Here is an 18,324-nt window from a genome sequence, read left to right as displayed (position 1 = left end):
CGGCGGGGGCGGGCGCCGGGGTGGCGGCCGGGGCCTGCGCGAGGGCAGCCGTCGATGCCAGGAGAAGGGTCGGGAGGGTCAGGATCGAAAAACGCATTCGGAGCATGTGCCTTCGCGGCTGGACGCTTCCAAGATGGCGGAAGCCGGGGCGCATCACAATCCGGCGTGGCCCCGTCGTGGCCCCGTGGAGGGGGCGCGGAACCGGTTTCGCGATCGGGAGTTTCACGCCGCCATTCCGCCTTTCGTTGACCCGTGGCCGGGCGGCGCCTATCTGTTCGCACCAAAGCAGCCTGTGCCCGCCCCCGGCGGCCCCGGAGGCCGGCCCGGCCTTCCTGGCCACGGCGCCCTCCGTCCCATGCCTCCGCCCTTCCGGCGCGGGCGCGGGGAGGGCGCAGGAGGCCCTCGGAGAGTCTCGACACCGCATGTTCGCCCGCCTCGCCCGCGCCATCTTCGGCACATCGAACGACCGCGTGCTGAAGCAGTTCAGCGCCCGGCTGCCCGCCATCTCGGCCTTCGAGCCGAAGCTCGCCGCGCTGTCGGACGAGGAGCTGCGGGCCCAGACCCCGCGGCTGAAGGCCCGGCTGGACCAGGGGGAGAGCCTGGACGCCATCCTGCCCGAGGCCTTCGCCACCGTGCGCGAGGCGTCGAAGCGCGTGCTCGGCATGCGCCACTTCGACGTGCAGATGATCGGCGGCATGGTGCTCCATTCCGGCCGCATCTCCGAGATGAAGACGGGTGAGGGCAAGACGCTCGTCGCCACCCTGCCGGTCTATCTCAACGCGCTCTCGGGCAAGGGCGTGCATGTCGTCACGGTGAACGACTATCTGGCCAGCCGCGACAGCGCGCAGATGGGCCGGCTCTACAACTTCCTCGGCCTGAGCTGCGGCGTCATCGTCCACGGGCTGACGGATGTCGAGCGGCGCGAGGCCTATGCCTGCGACATCACCTACGGCACCAACAACGAATTCGGCTTCGACTACCTGCGCGACAACATGAAGTACCGGCTGGACGACATGGTCCAGCGTGATTTCAACTACGCGATCGTCGATGAGGTGGACAGCATCCTCATCGACGAGGCGCGCACGCCGCTCATCATCTCCGGCCCGGCCGAGGATTCCTCGGGCCTCTACCGCGCCGTCGATGCCGTGGTGCGCGTGCTGGTGCAGGACAAGGAGAGCTTCGAGAAGGACGAGAAGCAGCGCACCGCCGCGCTGACCGAGGCCGGCACCGCCACGGTGGAGGAGATGCTGCGCCAGGCCGGCCTGCTGGCCGAGGGCGGGCTCTATGATTTCCACAACGTGACGCTGGTGCACCACGTCAACCAGAGCCTGCGCGCCCATGTGCTCTTCGCGCGCGACGTGGACTACATCGTCAACCGCGAGGGCAAGCTCGTCATCATCGACGAGTTCACCGGCCGCATGATGGAGGGCCGCCGCTATTCGGACGGCCTGCATCAGGCGCTGGAGGCCAAGGAGGGCGTCGAGGTCCAGCCCGAGAACCAGACGCTGGCCTCGATCACCTTCCAGAACTATTTCCGCCTCTACCCGAAGCTGTCCGGCATGACCGGCACGGCATCGACCGAGGCCGATGAGTTCGCCGAGATCTACAAGCTGGAAGTGGTCGAGATCCCGACCAACGTGGCCGTCCAGCGCCAGGACAATGACGACGAGGTCTATCGCTCCGCGCGCGAGAAGTATGACGCGGTGGCGACGCTGGTGAAGGAGGCGCAGGCGCGCCAGCAGCCCGTGCTCGTCGGCACCACCAGCATCGAGAAGTCCGAGCTGATCAGCGCGCTGCTGAAGCAGCAGGGCGTGCCGCACCAGGTGCTGAACGCGCGCTACCACGAGCAGGAGGCGGGCATCATCGCCCAGGCCGGCCGGCCGGGTGCTGTCACCATCGCCACCAACATGGCCGGGCGCGGCACGGACATCAAACTCGGCGGCAATGCCGAGATGCTGGCCGCCGCCGGCTTCCCCGAGCCGCATGAGGGGCCGGAGTGGGAGGCGCATCTAGCCGCCATCCGCGCCCAGGTGAAGGCCGACGAGGCGGTGGTGAAGCAGGCCGGCGGCCTTTTCGTCATCGGCACGGAGCGGCATGAGAGCCGCCGCATCGACAACCAGCTGCGCGGCCGCTCCGGCCGCCAGGGCGACCCCGGCGCCAGCCGTTTCTTCCTCTCCCTGGAAGACGACCTGATGCGCATCTTCGGCTCCGACCGCATGGGCGGGATGCTGCAGAAGCTCGGCCTGAAGGATGGCGAGGCGATCGTCCACCCCTGGATCAACCGGGCGCTGGAGAAGGCGCAGAAGAAGGTCGAGGCGCGCAATTTCGACACGCGCAAGAACCTCCTCAAATACGACGACGTCATGAACGACCAGCGCAAGGAGGTCTACGCCCAGCGGCGCAGCTTCATGCAGGCGGCGGATGTGTCGGAGACGGTGGAGGAGATGCGGCGCGAGACGGTGGCGGCGCTCGTCGCCCGCGCCATCCCGGAGAATGCCTATCCGGAGCAGTGGGACCTCGTGGGCCTGCAGCAGCAGGTGCAGGAGATGCTGGGCCTGGAGCTGCCGGTGGAGGCCTGGGCGAAGGAGGAGGGCATCGACGAGGTGGCGGTGCGCGAGCGCATCGAGGCCGCGGCCGACCAGGCCGCCGCCGCCCGCGCCGCCAATATTGGCCCCGAGCTGATGCGGATGGTCGAGAAGTCGCTGCTGTTGCAGGTGTTCGACGCGGTGTGGAAGGAGCACCTGCTGGCGCTCGACCATCTGCGCCAGGGCATCGGCCTGCGCGCCTATGGCCAGCGCGACCCGCTGAACGAGTATAAGAGCGAGGCCTTCAACCTCTTCAACACCATGCTGGAGGATCTGCGGCAGCGCGTGACCTCGCTGCTGCTGCGCATCGAGCTGAGCCCGGCCGCGCCGCCGCCGATGCCCGAGCCGGTGATGGTGACCGATCTGCGCCACCCCGACCCCACCCTGGCCGATGCCGGGCCGTGGGAGCATGCCACCAGCGATGCTTTCGCCGGTGCTCTGGCGCGTGATGTGGAAGGGGTGGACCCGAACGACCCCACCACCTGGGACCGCACGCCGCGCAATGCCGCCTGCCCCTGCGGCTCGGGCAAGAAGTACAAGCACTGCCACGGGCGGACGGCCTGAGCATGGCTTCAGGGGGCTCCGCCCCCTGGCCCCCGCCGGGGGGACAGGGTCCCCCCGGACCCCGCCGTCAGTGCGGCGTCCCGCCGGGACGGGAGATGGCGGCAGCCTGCCAGAAAAAAGATGGGGGTCCGGGGGAATTCATTCCCCCGGCCTTTTTTTATGTCCGGCTTTTTTTACCCGACATCCCCGCTGACCGCCGCATGGTGCTGCGCCAGCCAGCCATGCACGGCCTGGGTCAGGGAGCGGGCGATGACCGTGCGGTGGGCGGCGCGGTTGAGGGCGGCCTCATCCTGGCGGTCGGAGAGGAAGCCCATTTCCACCAGCACGCTGGGCACATCCGGCGCCTTCAGCACGGCGAAGGAGGCCTGGCGGTGGGTGTTGGGCAGCAGGTTGACGCTGCGCCCGAGCGAATCGACCACGAAGCGGGCCATGCGGGCTGAGCCGGTGCGGGTTTCCTGCCGCACCAGCGAGAAGAGGATGCGCTCCACCTCGGGCGAGACATCGGGCATGCGCAGCCCGCCGGCGGCGTCGGCGCGGTTCTGGCTTTGCGCCAGCCGGGCGGAGAGCGTGTCGGTGGCGCGGTCGCCCAGGGTATAGACGCTGGCGCCGCGCGCCCCTGGCGCGGAATCGGCGTGCAGGGAGATGAACAGCGCCGCCTCTCGCCTGCGGGCGAACTCCACCCGGCCATCGAGCGGGATGAAGACATCCCGCGCGCGGGTGAGGGCCACGCGGCAGCGCCCGCCGGCCTCCAGCTGCTTCTTCAGTTCCAGCGCGGCGGCGAGGGTGATGCGCTTCTCATAGGTGCCGGAGACGCCGATGGTGCCCGGGTCCTTGCCGCCATGGCCGGGGTCGAGCACCACGAGCGGCAGGCTGCGCGCGGTGCTGGTGCCGCGGGCGGTGGCGCGGCCGCCGAAGCGGCCCTCGGCGGCGAGGCGGGCGAAGGCGCCGGCCGGGCCGGGGAGCAGCTCCAGGACGAGGCGCCCCTCCACCTCTCCGGCGCGGCGCAGGGTGACGGGGCCGGCGAGGTCGAGCACCAGCTGCCGGGCGGCGGCGTCCCAGCGGGCGGCGCGCACGGGGCCGGCGGCGGGCAGCCGCGCCGGGCCGCGCCAGACGGAGCCGGGCAGGGTGAGCAGCAGCCGCGCCGGGTGGCTGGTGGTGGAGAGGCGCCAGCGCGTGCCGGTGCTGGCCTCCAGCACGAGGCGGGCGCCATTGCCCTGGCGCTCCAGCGTGGCGGCGGTGATGGCGGCGAGGGCGGGGGCGGGCAGGCCGAGCCCGAGCAACCCGAGGCCCCCGAGCAGCAGGAGCTTGCGTCGGCTGGCGTCTGCCTGCGCGGGCTGGTCGGTCATGGCGGGGTGGCTCCCCTTGCGGCTGGGGCTGGAGGCGAGGCGCCCGCCCGGGGGAATCCCCCTCCCGCCGGGCAGGGTGGTGGCGGGGCGCGGCGTGGAAAAAGCCGCGCGCGGGCATCGCCCCTGCGGGAGGCAAAGGCCCTTGGCGCTGCCTCTATCATGCTCAGGCCGTGGGATCACGGGCAAAGTTCATGTAATGTCTCAGCATCGCAATGCCTTGTGGAAGGGCAGGGGGGCGCCTATGGTGCCTTGCCCCGGCGGCAATCGCGGCCGGTGGAGCTTCCGGGCCCGGCCGCCCGCCCTTCTGGCCCAGCCGCTTCGCGGCGGGCTGAAAGAGGGTGCGGCCCTCAGGAACTGGCAAGGGACCGCCCCTATGATCCGGGGGCCGTGTGCGTCCCGGCTGCGCCAGTTTTCCGCGGCCCGCTCCGCCGGTCTGCGCATGAAGGCGCGGAAGGGTGGCTTGGCCGTTTGGCTTGCCCCCGCCCTGTGCCTGCCGCTGGCCCGTTCGCGCCCAGATGGCGCCGCCCCCGCGCGGTGCCGGGGCGCGGTCCCGGGGCCTGCGCGCGGCGCGCTCCACAAGGGCCCCCCCAACCCGGGGCGTGGCCCGCCGAGACGAGAGGTCGGAACCAGAGCCGCATGGCTGATCCTGTGCCACGCCGCCTGTGCGATCCCGCTGCCTCGGGCCTGCCCACCCATTGCCGCCGCCGGGCGCGCCTTCGCGCCGGTGGCCTGGAGCATCCCGGTTCATGACCAAGCGCATGCTGATCGATGCATCCCACGCCGAAGAAACGCGCGTGGTGGTGCTGGACGGCAACCGGCTCGAAGAATTCGACATCGAGACCGAGAACAAGAAGCCCCTGAAGGGCAATATCTACCTGGCCAAGGTGGTTCGCGTCGAACCCAGCCTGCAGGCCGCCTTCGTCGAATATGGCGGCAACCGCCACGGCTTCCTCGCCTTCGGCGAGATCCACCCCGACTACTACCAGCTCCCCATCGCCGACCGTGAGCGCCTGCTCGCCCTCCAGGCCGCCGAGGCGGCCGAGGAGGAGGATGAGGACGAGGTCTCCGAGGCCGAGGCGGATGCCATGGTCGCCGCCATCGAGCGCATGGCCGATGGCGAGCCCGCCCCGGAGGAGCCGCCCGCGCGCGGCAAGGCGATGGCCTCGGGCGAGGAGCGCCGCAGCGCCACGCCGGAAGAGCTGATCGCCGCCGAGGCCGCCGCCGGCGAGGCCACCGTGCCGCATGAGGGCCTGATCATCGGCGATGAGGCCGATGGCCCCGCCCCCGAGCTCTCTCCCGAGCTGCCGCGCGAGACGCCGCCCGAGACGCTGGGCGGCCGCGGCAAGGAAGAGCAGGACGAGAATGGCCGCGAGGAGCGCCGCATCCCGCCGCGCTTCCTGCGCCACTACAAGATCCAGGAAGTGATCCGCCGCCGGCAGATCATGCTGGTGCAGGTCGTCAAGGAGGAGCGCGGCAACAAGGGCGCGGCGCTCACCACCTATATCTCGCTCGCCGGGCGCTTCTCGGTGCTGATGCCCAACAGCCCGCGCGGCGGCGGCATCTCCCGCAAGATCACCTCGGTGGCCGACCGCAAGCGCCTGCGCGAGGTGATCGAGGACCTGCACATGCCCAAGGGCATGAGCATGATCGTCCGCACCGCCGGCGCCGGCCAGCCCAAGCCGGAAATCCGCCGCGACTGCGAATACCTGCTGCGCCTGTGGGACGACATCCGCGAGCGCACGATGCAGTCCACCGCGCCGGCCCTCATCTATGAGGAGGCGGACCTCATCAAGCGCTCGATCCGCGACGTCTTCGGCCGCGACATCGAGGAGATCCAGGTGGAGGGCGAGGGCGCCTACCGCCAGGCGCGCGACTTCATGCGCATGCTGATGCCGCAGAACGAGCGCAAGATCCGCCTCTACCGCGACCACACCGTGCCGCTCTTCGCCCGCCACGGGGTGGACGGGCAGCTCGATGCCATGATGTCGCCGGTGGTGCAGCTGAAGTCCGGCGGCTATGTCGTCATCAACCAGACGGAGGCGCTGGTCGCCATCGACGTGAACTCGGGCCGCGCCACGCGCGACCGGCACATCGAGGACACGGCGCTGCGCACCAACCTGGAGGCGGCGGAGGAAATCGCCCGCCAGCTGCGGCTGCGCGACCTCGCCGGGCTCATCGTCATCGACTTCATCGACATGGAGTCGCCGCGCAACGACGCGCAGGTGGAGCGCCGGCTGAAGGAGGCGCTGAAGAACGACCGCGCCCGCATCCAGGTCGGCCGCATCAGCCATTTCGGCCTGCTGGAGATGAGCCGCCAGCGCCTGCGCCCGAGCCTGACGGAGCATTCCTTCGTCACCTGCCCGCATTGCCAGGGCCTCGGCATCGTCCGCAGCGCCGAGAGCAGCGCGCTGCAGGTGCTGCGCCAGATCGAGGAGGAGGGCGCCAAGCGCCGCGCCGCCGAGATCCAGGTCTCGATCGCGCCGGACCTCGCGCTGCACATCCTGAACCGCCGCCGCGACCGCCTCTCGGAGATCGAGGCGCGCTACGGCATGGTGGTGGTGTTCGAGGCGGATGCGCGGCTCTCCGGCCCGGCGATCCGCATCGAGCGCACCCGCGCGCAGACCGCCGTGGAGCCGCCCGCCGCGCCCGCCGCGCTGCGCATGGACTATGCGCCGGAGGTGGAGGCCGAGCCGCAGGCCGCGCCCGAGGCCCCCGCCGCCCGCGCGCCCGAGCGTGGTGTGGAGCGTGCCGCCGCCGAGCCGGTGGCCGAGGCGGCGCCCGCCGCGCCGTCCGCTGGTCCGGCCTCTGGTCCCGCCTCTGGCCCCGCCGCGTCCGGCAGTGAGGAGGAGCGCAATGGCGAAGGCCGCCGCCGCCGCCGCCGCCGCCGCCGCCGGGGTGGCCGCCGTGAGGATGGCACGCCGCTGAACGGCGCCGCCGCCGAGGCCGAGGAAGGCGACGAGGGCGAGGACGAGGCCGAGGCCCCCGAGGGGATGCCGCAGGCGTCGCCCGAGGCCGTGGCCGAGGCCGCGCCGCAGCCCCTGCTGCCCGAGGAACCGGCGGATGTGGTGCCCGATTTCGGTGGCGAGTTCTCGCCGCGCGACAATGGGGATGGCCGTGGCCGCCGCCGTGGCCGCCGGGGTGGCCGCCGCCGCGAGGGCGAGTTCCGCCCCGAGCCGGTGGCGCCGCTGCCGCGCTATGCCGGCCCGACCCCGGCGGACCCCTTCGCCGGCACGCTGGACGATATCTTCGACGCCATGGCGGCGGCCGAGGAAGCAGCCCAGCAGGCCAGCCTGGCGAAGCCCGCCCCCGTGGCGCCCCAGCCGGTGCCGGTTGAGGCCGTGACCCCGGCCGCGCCCGCCCCGGTGGAATCTGCCCCGGTGGAAGCTGCTCCGGTGGAAGCTGCTCCGGTCCAGGCTGCTCCGGTGGAAGCCCCGGCCCCCGTGGCCGAGGTTGTGGTGGAGGCTCCGGTGGCGGAGGAGGCTCCGGCCAAGCCGCGCCGCGCCAGCCGCAGCCGCAAGGCCGCCGCGCCCGTGGAGACGCCGGTGGAGACTCCGGTGGAAGCCCCGGCCCCCGTGGCCGAGGTTGTGGTGGAGGCTCCGGCGGCGGAGGAGGCCCCGGCCAAGCCGCGCCGCGCCAGCCGCAGCCGCAAGGCCACCGCGCCCGTGGAAGCCCCGGTGGAGACTCCGGTGGAAGCCCCGGCCCCTGTGGCCGAGGTTGTGGTGGCGGCCCCGGCGGCGGAGGAGGCCCCGGCCAAGCCGCGCCGCGCCAGCCGCAGCCGCAAGGCCGCCGCGCCCGTGGAAGCCCCGGTGGAGACTCCGGTGGAGACTCCGGCGGAAGCCCCGGCCCCCGTGGCCGAGGCCGCCGCTCCGGCCCCCGCCGTGGCGGAGGAGCCGCAGGCGGTGCAGCCGGTGCTGGTGGATGCCGTGCCGGACGCGCCCAAGAAGCGCGGCTGGTGGAAGCGCTGATCCCCATGGCCCCGTGGCGCATGCCGCCACGGGGCCAGGCCACCCCCCGATGAGCACGATCACGCCGACCGACTTCTCCCCCCTGCGCACGGAGCGGCTGACGCTGCGCCTGCTGCGCCCCGAGGACGCGCCGGAACTGCACCGGCTGATCAATGACTGGGAGGTGGTGCGCTGGCTCAGCCGCGTGCCCTTCCCCTATCCCCGCGAACTGGCGGATGAGTGGATCGCCTCCACCCACCGGCAGCTCGCCGAGGGCAGCGCCTGGCACCTGGCCATCGTCGGCCAGGAGGGCGATACCGAGGTGCTGGTGGGCTGCGTCGGCCTGACGCGCGAGCCGGAGACCCGCCGGGCCGAACTCGGCTACTGGGTGGGCCGCCGCTACTGGGGCCATGGCGTCGCCGCCGAGGCCGCCGGGCGGCTGGCGCGCTGGGGCCTCGCCCATCTCGACCTCGACTGCATCTTCGCCCATGTGCTGGAGGAGAATGCCCGCTCCGCCGCCGTGCTGCGCCGCATCGGCCTGCGCGAGACCGGCCGGGCCGAGGTGCCGTTCCTTGCCCGCAATGCGCGCCTGCCCGTGCTCTGCCTGGAAGGCGGGCGGGAGGAGCTGACCACGACCGCGCCCCCGGAGCCGCCCGCCGCCGCCGCCCCGCCGCCGCCGGATGCCAAGCCGATGCTGCTGGTGGCCGCCTGCGCGCTGGTCGACCCCGATGGCCGCGTGCTGCTCGCCCGCCGCCCGGAGGGCAAGCCGATGGCCGGGCTGTGGGAATTCCCCGGCGGCAAGCTGGAGCCGGGCGAGACGCCCGAGGATGCCCTGATCCGCGAGCTGAAGGAGGAGCTGGGTATCGATGTCTCGGCCGCCTGCCTCGCGCCCTTCACCTTCGCCAGCCATGATGCCGGGCGCTTCCACCTGCTGATGCCGCTCTATCTCTGCCGCCGCTGGGAGGGCAGCGTGACGGCGCGGGAGGGCCAGGCCCTGGCCTGGGTGCGCCCCAACAGGCTGGCCGACTATGCCATGCCGCCGGCCGACAAGCCGCTGGTGGCGCTGCTGCGCGACTTCCTGTGACCGGACGGGCCGGGGAAGGACGCCCCGGCCCCGCCGGCCCCGGCTAGGGGAGACCGTCCATGACCCAACCCACCGCCTGCCTGCTGATCATCGGCAATGAAGTGCTCTCGGGCCGCACGCAGGACGCCAACCTGAAGTTCCTCGCCACCCGCCTGGGCGAGATCGGCATTCCGCTGCGCGAGGTGCGCGTCATCCCCGATGTGCGGGAGACGATCATCGCCACGGTCAATGAGGTGCGGGCGAAGTTCACCTATGTCTTCACCACGGGCGGCATCGGCCCGACGCATGACGACATCACGGCCGAATGCATCGCCGCCGCCTTCGGCGTGCCGTGGGAGCCGCATCCGGAGGCCTGGGCGCGCATGGCGGCGCATTACGCGCGGCAGGACCCGCCGGCCGAGTTCAACGCCGCCCGCCAGCGCATGGCCACCATGCCGCGCGGCGCGGCGCTGATCGACAACCCGGTGTCGATCGCGCCCGGCTTCATCATCGGCAATGTGCATGTGATGGCCGGCGTGCCGCGCATCATGCAGGCGATGTTCGAGGGGCTGGCGCCCTCGCTGAAGGGGGGCGTGCCGGTGAAGTCGCGCGCCGTGCATGCCGCCGGCATGCTGGAGGGCCGCATCGCCGAGGGGCTGGGCGCCATCCAGGCGCGCTACCCGGCGGTCGATCTCGGCTCCTATCCCTATTACCGGCCGCAGGGCAATGGCGTCTCCCTGGTGGCCAAGGGGCTGGATGAGGCGGAGCTGGAACGCGTCATCGCCGAGGTGACGGACCTCGTGGCCGGGCTGGGTTATGCGCCGGTGGCGGGGGAGCCGGGGTAGCAAAAAGCAGGGGGCTCCGCCCCCTGGCCCCCGCCGGGGTGGCACGGCCACCCCGGACCCCGCGTTCAGTTTGGCGCCAACGGATGGCGGGGTCCGGGGGGACCCTGTCCCCCCGGCCGAGGGGTCTGGGGAGGCGGAGCCGCCCCAGAAAACAGATAGCCAGTCAGGGGAGGCGGAGCCTCCCCTTAAATCTCCCGCTCTTCCAGGAAGCGCGCCAGCCGCACGGCGGTGTGGCCGCGCAGGGTGCGCGGGCTGGGCATCACCAGCAGGCAGTCATCATGCGGCGTGCGGATTTCCGCCTCGCCATCCAGCGCCAGCAGGGTGTTGCGCGCGGGGATGATGGCGCCGCCGCGGAAGGGCTCGACGAAGGCGAAGCCATGGGTGCCGGCCACCACGGTGCGCGTCACCTCCGCCACGCGGCCGGGCGGGCGGGGTGGCGGGGGGGTGGCGACCATCCCGGTCTCGGCCAGCAGGGCGGTGGCGCAGGCTTCCATCACCGCCAGCGTCTCGGGCTGCCAGTGCTGCCCGGCCTCCACCAGCAGGGCGGTGCGCTGGCCTTCCGGCGCGGTGAAGGCGCTGTGGTCGATCAGCCGGCGGCCGGAGGCGTGCCCGGCCTGGTCCGCCACCACCAGCGGCGGCACGCCGAGCCGCCGCGCCAGCCGCCGCGCGCGCGGCCCCGCCCCGGCCAGGATCAGCGGGTCCGAGGGCCAGAGCATCGAATGCAGGTCGAGCAGCACATCCACCGTGCCGAGCAGCGGGCGCAGCTCCCGCGCGCGGTCCAGCTCGGCGCTGCGGCGCGGGCCGTCCAGCACCGTCTCGCACCAGACGCGGTTGAGATCCTCGTCCACGAAGCGGCTGAGGGTGGGGTCCGCCGGGTCGAAGCGGGCGAAGGCGGCGAGGTTGGCGAACACGAAGGTGAGCCGCCCGCGCGCCGGGCGCAGCCCCTCGGCCAGCCAGCGCGCCAGCAGCAGGCCGCCGGCGATCTCATTGCCATGGATCAGCGCGACCAGGGCGACATGCGGGCCGGGGCGCGGCGCGTCGAAGCTCCACACCCCCGGCAGGCTGTTGCCCTCCAGCCAGGGGCGCAGGTCCGGCACCGGCAGGTCCACCGGGAAATACGGCAGGAAGGCAGGGCCGGAGTGGCCCCTCATCCGCGCGGAATCCCCATCGGCCCGGTCCCCTCTCGCTCTGGAGCCGCGACTTTATACGGCAGTGCGGGATGAGCAACCGGGGGTGGGACGGCGCGTGCCCTATCCCCCGGCCGGGCGGGGCAGGACCAGCACCTCCGCCCCCGGGATCAGCGCCGCCACCTCGGCCTCCACCGCCGCCATCACGCCCGCGATGCGGGCGAAGGGCTGCGCCGGGTCGAAGCCCAGGGCGATCTCCACCTGCACGCGGTGGCCCGATTGCCGGGTGCGCACCGCCAGCAGCGACTCGTAATCCTCGAAGCGGGCGGCCAGGGCGCGGTTGATCAGCGCCTGCCGCTCCTCGTCCAGGCTGCGGTCCAGCAGGTCGGGCAGCGAGTCGCGCCAGAGCCGGGCGGCGACGCCCAGCATGACCAGCGCGACGAAAAGCGTGCCGCCGAGATCGGCCATGCGGCTGGCCAGGCTGCCCGGCGCCCAGGCGGAGAGCGCGATGGCCCCCACCACCACGGCGGAGGAGAGCAGCTTGGACAGGCGGGTGCGGATCTGCCCCGTCATGATCACCGAGGCGCCATCCCGCCCGGCCAGCCACATGGCCCAGGCGGCGGCGGCGTTGACGCCGAGATTGACCACCGCCAGCCCGGCGGCGACCCAGAGGCTGCCGGCGGGGGCGGCGCCGGCGGCTTCCAGCCGGCCCAGCGCCTTGACCGCCAGCCACACAGCGCCCCCCGCCATGGCGAGGCCGACGACGAGGTTGGCGAATTGCTCCAGCTTGCCCGAGCCGTAGTCATAGGCGGCCATGCGGCCGCGATGGATGCGCCGCATCAGCGCATAGACCACCAGTTCCAGCAGGATGAGCAGCCCGCCGCGCAGCGCCTCGGCCAGCAGGGTGAGGGAGCCGGACCACACCCCCACCGCCACATAGGCGAAGAGCATGGCGATATCGGCCAGCGTGCCGAACAGCAGGGAGCGCTCGCGCGCCAGGGCCGCGGAATCGGGGGCGGCGGAATCGGGGACGGCGGAATCGGGGACGGCGGAGGTGGGGGCCGCCATGGCTCAGCCGCCGTTCCGGCCACCCGCGCGGGTGGCGGCCTCCTGCCGCGCCTGGGCGACGAGGTTGCGCAGCGTCGGCAGGTCCACCGCCCCCGGCACCAGCGTGCCGCCGATCACCAGCGCCGGCGTGCCCTCGATCGAGAGGGCGCGGGCCAGGGCGAGGTTCCCCTGCAGCCTGGCGGCGATGGCGGGGTCCTCCATGTCGCGCTTCAGCCGTGGCCAGTCGAGGCCGATCTTCTGCGCCTCGGCCTGGAGGGCGGCCTCGGTTGGCTCGCCGCGCAGGCGCAGCAGGGCATCCTGGTAGGCGGCATACTTGCCCTGGCGCTGCGCGGCCAGCAGGGCGCGGCTGGCCACCACGCTGGCCGGGCCGAGGATGGGCAGGTCCTTCATCACCACGCGCAGATTGGGGTCGAGCTGGATCAGCTCCGCCAGGGTGGGGTGCAGCGCCTTGCAGTAGGGGCAGCGGGCATCGAAGAACTCGACGATGGTGAGGTCGCCGCGCGGATTGCCCTTGGAGGGGTCGGCCGGGTCGCGCAGCAGGGCGGCCTCCTGGGCGTGGATGGCGGCCTGTTGCGCCGCCACCTGCTGGTGCTGGTCGTCCTGCTGCAGGGCGGCCAGGGCATCGCGCAGGATCGAGGGGTCGCGCAGCAGGGCCTCCCGCAGCAGGGTGAGCACCTCATCCCGCTGGGCGGGGGAGAGCGCCTGCGCCCGCAGCGGCGCGGGCAGCAGCAGGGGAACGGCCAGGACGGCCGCCAGGGTGGCGGCCCGGGGGAAGGCCCACGGAAAGGCCCGATGGAAGGCCGTGGCCGGCGGGATGGTGCGGGGGGGCCTCACGGTGTGTTTCCTCCTGGAGCGGGCGCGTGGCCATTCATCCCCCAGCCGGGCGGGACGCGCCAGAGGGGCATGAGAGGGGCATGAGAGGGGCATGAGAGGGGCATGAGAGGGGCATGAGAGGGGCATGAGAGGGGCATGAGAGGGGCGGGCGGGAGGGGACCACCTCCACCGGCAATTCCGGCGGGCAATTCCGGCGGGCAATCCGGGCGGGCAGTCCCAGGCGGACAGTCCCCACGGTTGGCCCCCATGGATGGCTCCGGTTACGGGCGCGAATCAGCCGGGTGGATCGGGGCGCTGGCGGTGAACATCCGGTTGCCGCTGCTGCCGAAGGCGTCTATGGCGCGATCCTGGGGGCGCGATCCGGGGGCGCGCGCCCCGGTGGCTGGAACCACCCTCCGGCAGAGATCCGCCGGGGGCTTCCCCGGCGAGACGGAACAGCGATGCGCGGGGGCCGGGTGCGGCGCCACCCCGCGGCATCGCGGATCAGCACGCGGCGGCGCCCGGCCCGGGCGCGGCGGCCGGTGGAGCAGCAGCGGAGTGAAGATCGCCAGCATGAGCAGCAGCGCGCGCAATCAGGCCGGGCCCCGCCACGGGGCCGCCCCCTCCGCCTCCTCCCGGCGCCGCCGGGCGGGGCTGGCCCTGGCCCGTGCCGGGCTCGGTGCCGGGCTCCTGGCCTTGCCGGGCTGCGGCACGGTCAGCAACGCGCTGGGCAGCATCGCCGGCAGCAGCGGCCCGGCCGAGGGCCAGCCCGGCTATGTGCGCGGCTTCCTGGGCGGCGCCGTGGCCGATGAGCCGCGCGCGGCCCTGGTGGCGCGCGACGTGCTCTCGGCCGGCGGCACGGCGGGGGATGCGGCGGTGGCGGCGGGCTTCGCCCTGGCGGTCACGCTGCCCTCGCGCGCCGGGCTCGGCGGCGGCGGCGCCTGCCTGATCTACACCCACAGCCGCAACGAGGTGGAGGCGGTGCTCTTCCCGCCGCAGCCCGCCCCCACCGGAGGGGACCGCCCGGCGGCGGTGCCGATGACGGCGCGCGGCCTCTTCCTGCTCTACACCCGCAACCCCGGCCGGCCCTTCGAGGAACTCCTGGTCCCGGCCGAGCAGCTGGCGCGCTTCGGCACCTCCACCTCGCGCGCCCTGGCGGCGGACCTCGCCACCGTGGCCGGGCCGCTGCTGGCCGACCCCGGCGCGCGCGCGGTCTTCGCCGGCCTCTCCGGCGTGCTGCGTGAGGGCGAGACGCTGACCCAGCCCGACCTCGCCACCACCCTGGCGACGCTGCGCACGGCGGGGGTGGGCGATCTCTACCAGGGCGGCCTCGCCCGCCGCATCGAGGACGGCGCCCGCCGCATCGGCGCCCGGCTGACGGTGGAGGCGCTCCGCCCCGCCCTGCCCGGCACCGCCAAGCCTGTGCAGTTCCGCGTCGGCAATGACGTGCTGGCCTTCCTGCCGCCGCCGGCCGATGGCGGCCTGGCCGCCGCCGCCAGCTTCCAGGCGCTCCAGGCCGGCCAGCCGGTGGAGGCCGCCGCCCGCCGCGGCCTCGCCGTCTCCGCCGCCTGGCGCGCCAGTGGCGTGAATGCCAGTGGCGTGAATGCCAGTGGCGTGAATGCCAGTGGTGCGAATGCCGGTGGTGCGACGCCCGAGGCGCTGCTGGCCAACCCGCCCGCCAGCGGCAGCCTGCCCGCCCTGCCGGCCTCCACCAGCCTCGTCACGCTGGACCGCGATGGCAATGCGGTGAGCTGCGCCTTCACCATGAACAACCTGTTCGGCACCGGGCGGGTGATGCCGCAGCTCGGCTTCCTCGCCGCCGCCGCGCCGGGGCAGGGCCGGGTGCAGCCGCCGCTGCTCGCCGCCACCCTGGCCTATAACGCGCCGATGAAGGCCTTCCGCTATGCCGGCGCCGGCAGCGGGCAGGAAGGGGCGGGCCTCGCCGTCGCCCTCCCGGCCGCGCGGCATCTGCTGGGGCGGAGCGATCTCGCCACCGCCATCGCCAGCCTGCCGCAGCCGGGGCGCGCCAATGCCATCGGCTGCACGGCCTATATGCCGGGCGATCCGGGGCAATGCGCCGCCGCCACCGATCCGCGCGGCGCCGGGCTCGCTGTCGCCGGGCAGCAGTAGGGCTTTTTAAAAACAGACAGAAAGAACCGGGGGGACAGGGTCCCCCCGGACCCCGCCTTCAGTTGGAAATGGTGGCATGCTCAAGACCGGCCGGGGGGCGGAAGCGCCGCCTTTTCTCGTCATGGACGTCATCGCGGCAGCCAATGCCCGCGCCAGCGCCCTGCCCGCCGGGGCGCCCGGCATCCTCCGCATGGAAGTCGGGCAGCCCTCCACCGGCGCCCCGCGCGGCGCCGCCGAGGCCGCCATCCGTGCCCTCCAGGCCGGCGCGCCCATGGGCTACACCGAGGCCTTCGGGCTGCGCTCCCTGCGCGAGCGCATCAGCCTGCACTATGCCACCCAATACGGCGCGGCCATCGCGCCGGGGCGCATCGCCGTCACCGTCGGCGCCTCGGGGGCTTTTCCGCTGGCCTTCCTGGCCGCCTTCGACCCCGGCGACCGCGTGGCCATGGCCGCGCCCTTCTACCCGCCCTATGCCAATATCCTGACGGCGCTCGGCATGGTGCCGCAGCTGCTGCCCTGCGACGCCAGCACCCGCTTCCAGCCCACCCTCGCCATGCTGGAGGCGCTGGACCCGCGGCCAGAGGGGCTGATCGTCGCCTCGCCCTGCAACCCGGCGGGCACCATGCTGGCGCCGGAGGACCTCCAGGCCATCGCCCAATGGTGCCACGCCAACGGTGTGCGCCTGATCTCGGACGAGATCTACCACGGCCTCTCCTACGGCATGGCGGAGAGCACGGCGGCGGGGTTCAGCGACAGCGCCATCGTCATCAACAGCTTCTCCAAGTATTTCTCGATGACCGGCTGGCGCATCGGCTGGATGGTGCTGCCCGAGGACCTGCTGCGCCCCGTCGAATGCCTCGCCCAGAACATGTTCATCAGCGCCCCGCATGTGGCCCAGGTGGCGGCGGAGGCGGCCTTCGACTGCCGCGCGGAGCTGGAGGCCAACAAGGCCGTCTATGGCCGCAACCGCGCGGCGCTGCTGGCCGGGCTGCCGGCGGCGGGCTTCGACCGCCTGGCCGAGGCCGATGGCGCCTTCTACCTCTGGGCCGATATCGGCCACCTGACCAATGACAGCGTGGCCTTCGCCGCGCGCATGCTGGCCGAGGCCGGCATCGCCGCCACGCCGGGCGTCGATTTCGACCGCGCCCGTGGCGCCTGCTTCCTGCGCTTTTCCTACTGTGGCGCCGAGGCCGAGATGGCCCAGGCCGCGCCCCGCCTGCGCGCCTGGCTCACGCCCCCCTGACAGCGGGGTCCGGGGGGATCTCATCCCCCCGGCGGGGGTGCCCAAAGAAACAGAGGGGGCGGCGTCCCCGCGCTACTGGAAAAAATAACGCTGCACCCGCCCCATCAATTCCTGAAAATCGAAGGCGGGTGGCGGCGGTTCATTCCCCTGCTCCGGCGGCACCTGGGCGCGGAAAGCCTCCAGCGCGGTGCTGGTCTCGGAGAGGGCCAGCTCCCGTGGAGGCCCCTCCGCCGTGGCGCTGCCGAGCCCGAGCACCCGCACCAGGGCGCGCGGCGCCTGGGCCAGTTCCGCGGCGGCGCGGCTGGCATCCTCCGGCCGTGGCGCGCAGACCACGGAGCGCCCTTCCAGCGCGCAGGGCATTTCAAAGAGCTTGTTGGGCGGGAAGCGGAGCTGCACCGTGCCGGTGAGGGCGAGCAGCCCGCGCGCCGCGCTGTCCAGCCCGAGTTCACGGGCCGTCACCACCGGCACGAGGCGGCCCCGGCGCGGCGCGACCTCCAGCGCCAGGGCGCTGAGGCTGGCGGTGGCGGGCTCCACCGGCGTGCTGAGCGTCATGCGGCAGGTGGCGCGGTCGGTCATCGCATCGGCCGCGCAGGAGAGGATCCAGGGGCCATAGGTTTCGGTGGCCGCGCGGGCCGGCGGGGGTGCGGCGGCGATCGCGGCGGCGAGGGCGAGCAGCGGGATGGCGGTGCGGCGCATAGCGGGCAAGATAGGAAGGCAAAAGGGAATCCGCCATGAACAGTGTGACCCTGCCGGATGGCACGGTTGTCCCCGCCCTGGGCCAGGGCACGTGGAAGCTGGGCGAGCGCGGCGCCGACCGGGCGGCGGAGGCGCGGGTGCTGCGGCTGGGCCTCGATCTCGGTCTGACGCTGATCGACACCGCCGAGATGTATGCCGAGGGCGGGGCGGAGTCGGTGGTGGCCGAGGCCATCGCCGGCCGGCGGCAGGAGGTCTTCCTGGTCTCCAAGGTCTATCCGCACAATGCCTCGCGCACCCGCATGGCGCGTTCCTGCGAGGCCAGCCTGAAGCGGCTGCGCACCGAGGTGCTGGACCTCTACCTGCTGCACTGGCGCGGCAGCGTGCCCCTGGCCGAGACGGTGGAGGCCATGGAGCGGCTGGTGGCGCAGGGCAAGATCCTGCGCTGGGGCGTCTCCAACCTCGATGTGGCGGATCTGGAGGAACTGGGCGCCGCCCTGCCGGACTGCGCCACGGACCAGGTGCTCTACAACCTGGAGGAGCGCGGGGTGGAGTTCGACCTGCTGCCCTATGCGGCGCGGCGGGGGATGCCGGTGATGGCCTATTCCCCGGTGGGGCAGGGCGGGGCGCTGCTGCGCCACCCGGTGCTGCGGCGCGTGGCGCAGCGGCAGGGCCGCAGCCCGGCGCAGATCGCCCTGGCCTGGACGCTGCGCGCCCCGGGCGTCATCAGCATTCCCAAGGCCGCCAGCGAGGCGCATCTGCGCGAGAATGCCGCGGCGCGGGAGATCGTTCTGGCGCCGGAGGATCTGGCGGAACTCGATGGCGCCTTCTCGCCTCCCAGGCGAAAGCAGCCTTTGTCAATGCTTTGACGGCCCCCTATCCTGGCGTGGTGATTCACCACCC

At 73.2% G+C, this 18,324-nt stretch carries 12 protein-coding genes; 7 read left to right on the top strand and 5 right to left on the bottom strand.

The genetic code is table 11. From position 1 onward, the window contains the following. Positions 1 to 422 precede the first annotated feature (422 nt). Positions 423 to 3,149: a preprotein translocase subunit SecA gene (secA, locus tag NON00_RS15455; RefSeq protein ID WP_256022617.1), complete on the top strand. Its 2,727-nt coding sequence runs from the start codon at positions 423 to 425 to the stop codon at positions 3,147 to 3,149. A 173-nt stretch (positions 3,150 to 3,322) separates the two neighbouring features. Here secA and NON00_RS15450 read toward each other — a convergent pair whose 3' ends face one another. After that, positions 3,323 to 4,495, bottom strand: a complete 1,173-nt coding sequence (locus NON00_RS15450; RefSeq protein WP_256022614.1) for an N-acetylmuramoyl-L-alanine amidase — start codon at positions 4,493 to 4,495, stop codon at positions 3,323 to 3,325. Positions 4,496 to 5,241: 746 nt separating this feature from the next. On the opposite strand from NON00_RS15450, the gene NON00_RS15445 reads away from it, so the two are divergent. Genes NON00_RS15445 through NON00_RS15430 form a run of 3 tightly spaced genes read left to right on the top strand, consistent with a single transcriptional unit; the run spans position 5,242 to position 10,347 of the window. Continuing rightward, positions 5,242 to 8,460 carry a ribonuclease E/G gene (locus NON00_RS15445; protein ID WP_256022610.1) on the top strand — a complete coding sequence of 1,073 codons (3,219 nt, stop codon included), beginning with the start codon at positions 5,242 to 5,244 and terminating at the stop codon, positions 8,458 to 8,460. Positions 8,461 to 8,509: 49 nt separating this feature from the next. Further along, positions 8,510 to 9,523, top strand: coding sequence for a bifunctional GNAT family N-acetyltransferase/(deoxy)nucleoside triphosphate pyrophosphohydrolase (locus NON00_RS24775; RefSeq protein WP_305123376.1), 1,014 nt, complete (start codon positions 8,510 to 8,512; stop codon positions 9,521 to 9,523). A gap of 59 nt (positions 9,524 to 9,582) precedes the next feature. Beyond that, positions 9,583 to 10,347 (top strand): molybdopterin-binding protein, encoded by a 765-nt coding sequence (locus NON00_RS15430; protein WP_256022607.1) that lies wholly within the window; start codon positions 9,583 to 9,585, stop codon positions 10,345 to 10,347. A 185-nt stretch (positions 10,348 to 10,532) separates the two neighbouring features. On the opposite strand, the gene NON00_RS15425 is transcribed toward NON00_RS15430, so the two are convergent. From NON00_RS15425 to NON00_RS15415, 3 genes are all read right to left on the bottom strand, one after another. Further along, positions 10,533 to 11,498: a succinylglutamate desuccinylase/aspartoacylase family protein gene (locus NON00_RS15425; protein ID WP_256022604.1), complete on the bottom strand. Its 966-nt coding sequence runs from the start codon at positions 11,496 to 11,498 to the stop codon at positions 10,533 to 10,535. A 99-nt stretch (positions 11,499 to 11,597) separates the two neighbouring features. Continuing rightward, positions 11,598 to 12,542, bottom strand: coding sequence for a cation diffusion facilitator family transporter (locus NON00_RS15420; RefSeq protein WP_256022602.1), 945 nt, complete (start codon positions 12,540 to 12,542; stop codon positions 11,598 to 11,600). Positions 12,543 to 12,545: 3 nt separating this feature from the next. After that, a complete protein-coding gene (locus tag NON00_RS15415) occupies positions 12,546 to 13,376 on the bottom strand; it encodes a DsbA family protein (RefSeq protein ID WP_256022589.1) in 831 nt (276 codons plus the stop codon). Positions 13,377 to 13,928: 552 nt separating this feature from the next. On the opposite strand from NON00_RS15415, the gene NON00_RS15410 reads away from it, so the two are divergent. Both NON00_RS15410 and NON00_RS15405 read left to right on the top strand, forming a co-directional pair. Further along, entirely contained in the window at positions 13,929 to 15,485 is a 1,557-nt protein-coding gene (locus NON00_RS15410) for a gamma-glutamyltransferase (protein WP_256022586.1), read from the top strand. 76 nt (positions 15,486 to 15,561) lie between these two features. Further along, entirely contained in the window at positions 15,562 to 16,728 is a 1,167-nt protein-coding gene (locus tag NON00_RS15405) for a pyridoxal phosphate-dependent aminotransferase (protein WP_256022584.1), read from the top strand. A 72-nt stretch (positions 16,729 to 16,800) separates the two neighbouring features. Here the strand turns inward: NON00_RS15405 and NON00_RS15400 are convergent, their stop codons facing one another. After that, positions 16,801 to 17,424: a hypothetical protein gene (locus tag NON00_RS15400; protein ID WP_256022581.1), complete on the bottom strand. Its 624-nt coding sequence runs from the start codon at positions 17,422 to 17,424 to the stop codon at positions 16,801 to 16,803. A 35-nt stretch (positions 17,425 to 17,459) separates the two neighbouring features. On the opposite strand from NON00_RS15400, the gene NON00_RS15395 reads away from it, so the two are divergent. Continuing rightward, positions 17,460 to 18,290 carry an aldo/keto reductase gene (locus tag NON00_RS15395; RefSeq protein WP_256022579.1) on the top strand — a complete coding sequence of 277 codons (831 nt, stop codon included), beginning with the start codon at positions 17,460 to 17,462 and terminating at the stop codon, positions 18,288 to 18,290. Positions 18,291 to 18,324: the final 34 nt, after the last annotated feature.

The organism is Roseomonas sp. GC11, assembly GCF_024437745.1.
Classification (GTDB): domain Bacteria; phylum Pseudomonadota; class Alphaproteobacteria; order Acetobacterales; family Acetobacteraceae; genus Pseudoroseomonas.
This window is presented reverse-complemented; position numbering and strand designations above follow the sequence as displayed.

Bases quoted from the DNA above. Each gene is read 5' to 3' on its own strand.
- NON00_RS15420 (WP_256022602.1), bottom strand. From the start codon at position 12,542: ATGGCGGCCCCCACCTCCGCCGTCCCCGATTCCGCCGTCCCCGATTCC.
- NON00_RS15405 (WP_256022584.1), top strand. From the start codon at position 15,562: ATGCTCAAGACCGGCCGGGGGGCGGAAGCGCCGCCTTTTCTCGTCATG.
- NON00_RS15395 (WP_256022579.1), top strand. From the start codon at position 17,460: ATGAACAGTGTGACCCTGCCGGATGGCACGGTTGTCCCCGCCCTGGGC.
- NON00_RS24775 (WP_305123376.1), top strand. From the start codon at position 8,510: ATGAGCACGATCACGCCGACCGACTTCTCCCCCCTGCGCACGGAGCGG.
- NON00_RS15410 (WP_256022586.1), top strand. From the start codon at position 13,929: ATGAGCAGCAGCGCGCGCAATCAGGCCGGGCCCCGCCACGGGGCCGCC.
- NON00_RS15450 (WP_256022614.1), bottom strand. From the start codon at position 4,495: ATGACCGACCAGCCCGCGCAGGCAGACGCCAGCCGACGCAAGCTCCTG.
- NON00_RS15425 (WP_256022604.1), bottom strand. From the start codon at position 11,498: ATGAGGGGCCACTCCGGCCCTGCCTTCCTGCCGTATTTCCCGGTGGAC.
- NON00_RS15430 (WP_256022607.1), top strand. From the start codon at position 9,583: ATGACCCAACCCACCGCCTGCCTGCTGATCATCGGCAATGAAGTGCTC.
- secA (WP_256022617.1), top strand. From the start codon at position 423: ATGTTCGCCCGCCTCGCCCGCGCCATCTTCGGCACATCGAACGACCGC.
- NON00_RS15445 (WP_256022610.1), top strand. From the start codon at position 5,242: ATGACCAAGCGCATGCTGATCGATGCATCCCACGCCGAAGAAACGCGC.
- NON00_RS15400 (WP_256022581.1), bottom strand. From the start codon at position 17,424: ATGCGCCGCACCGCCATCCCGCTGCTCGCCCTCGCCGCCGCGATCGCC.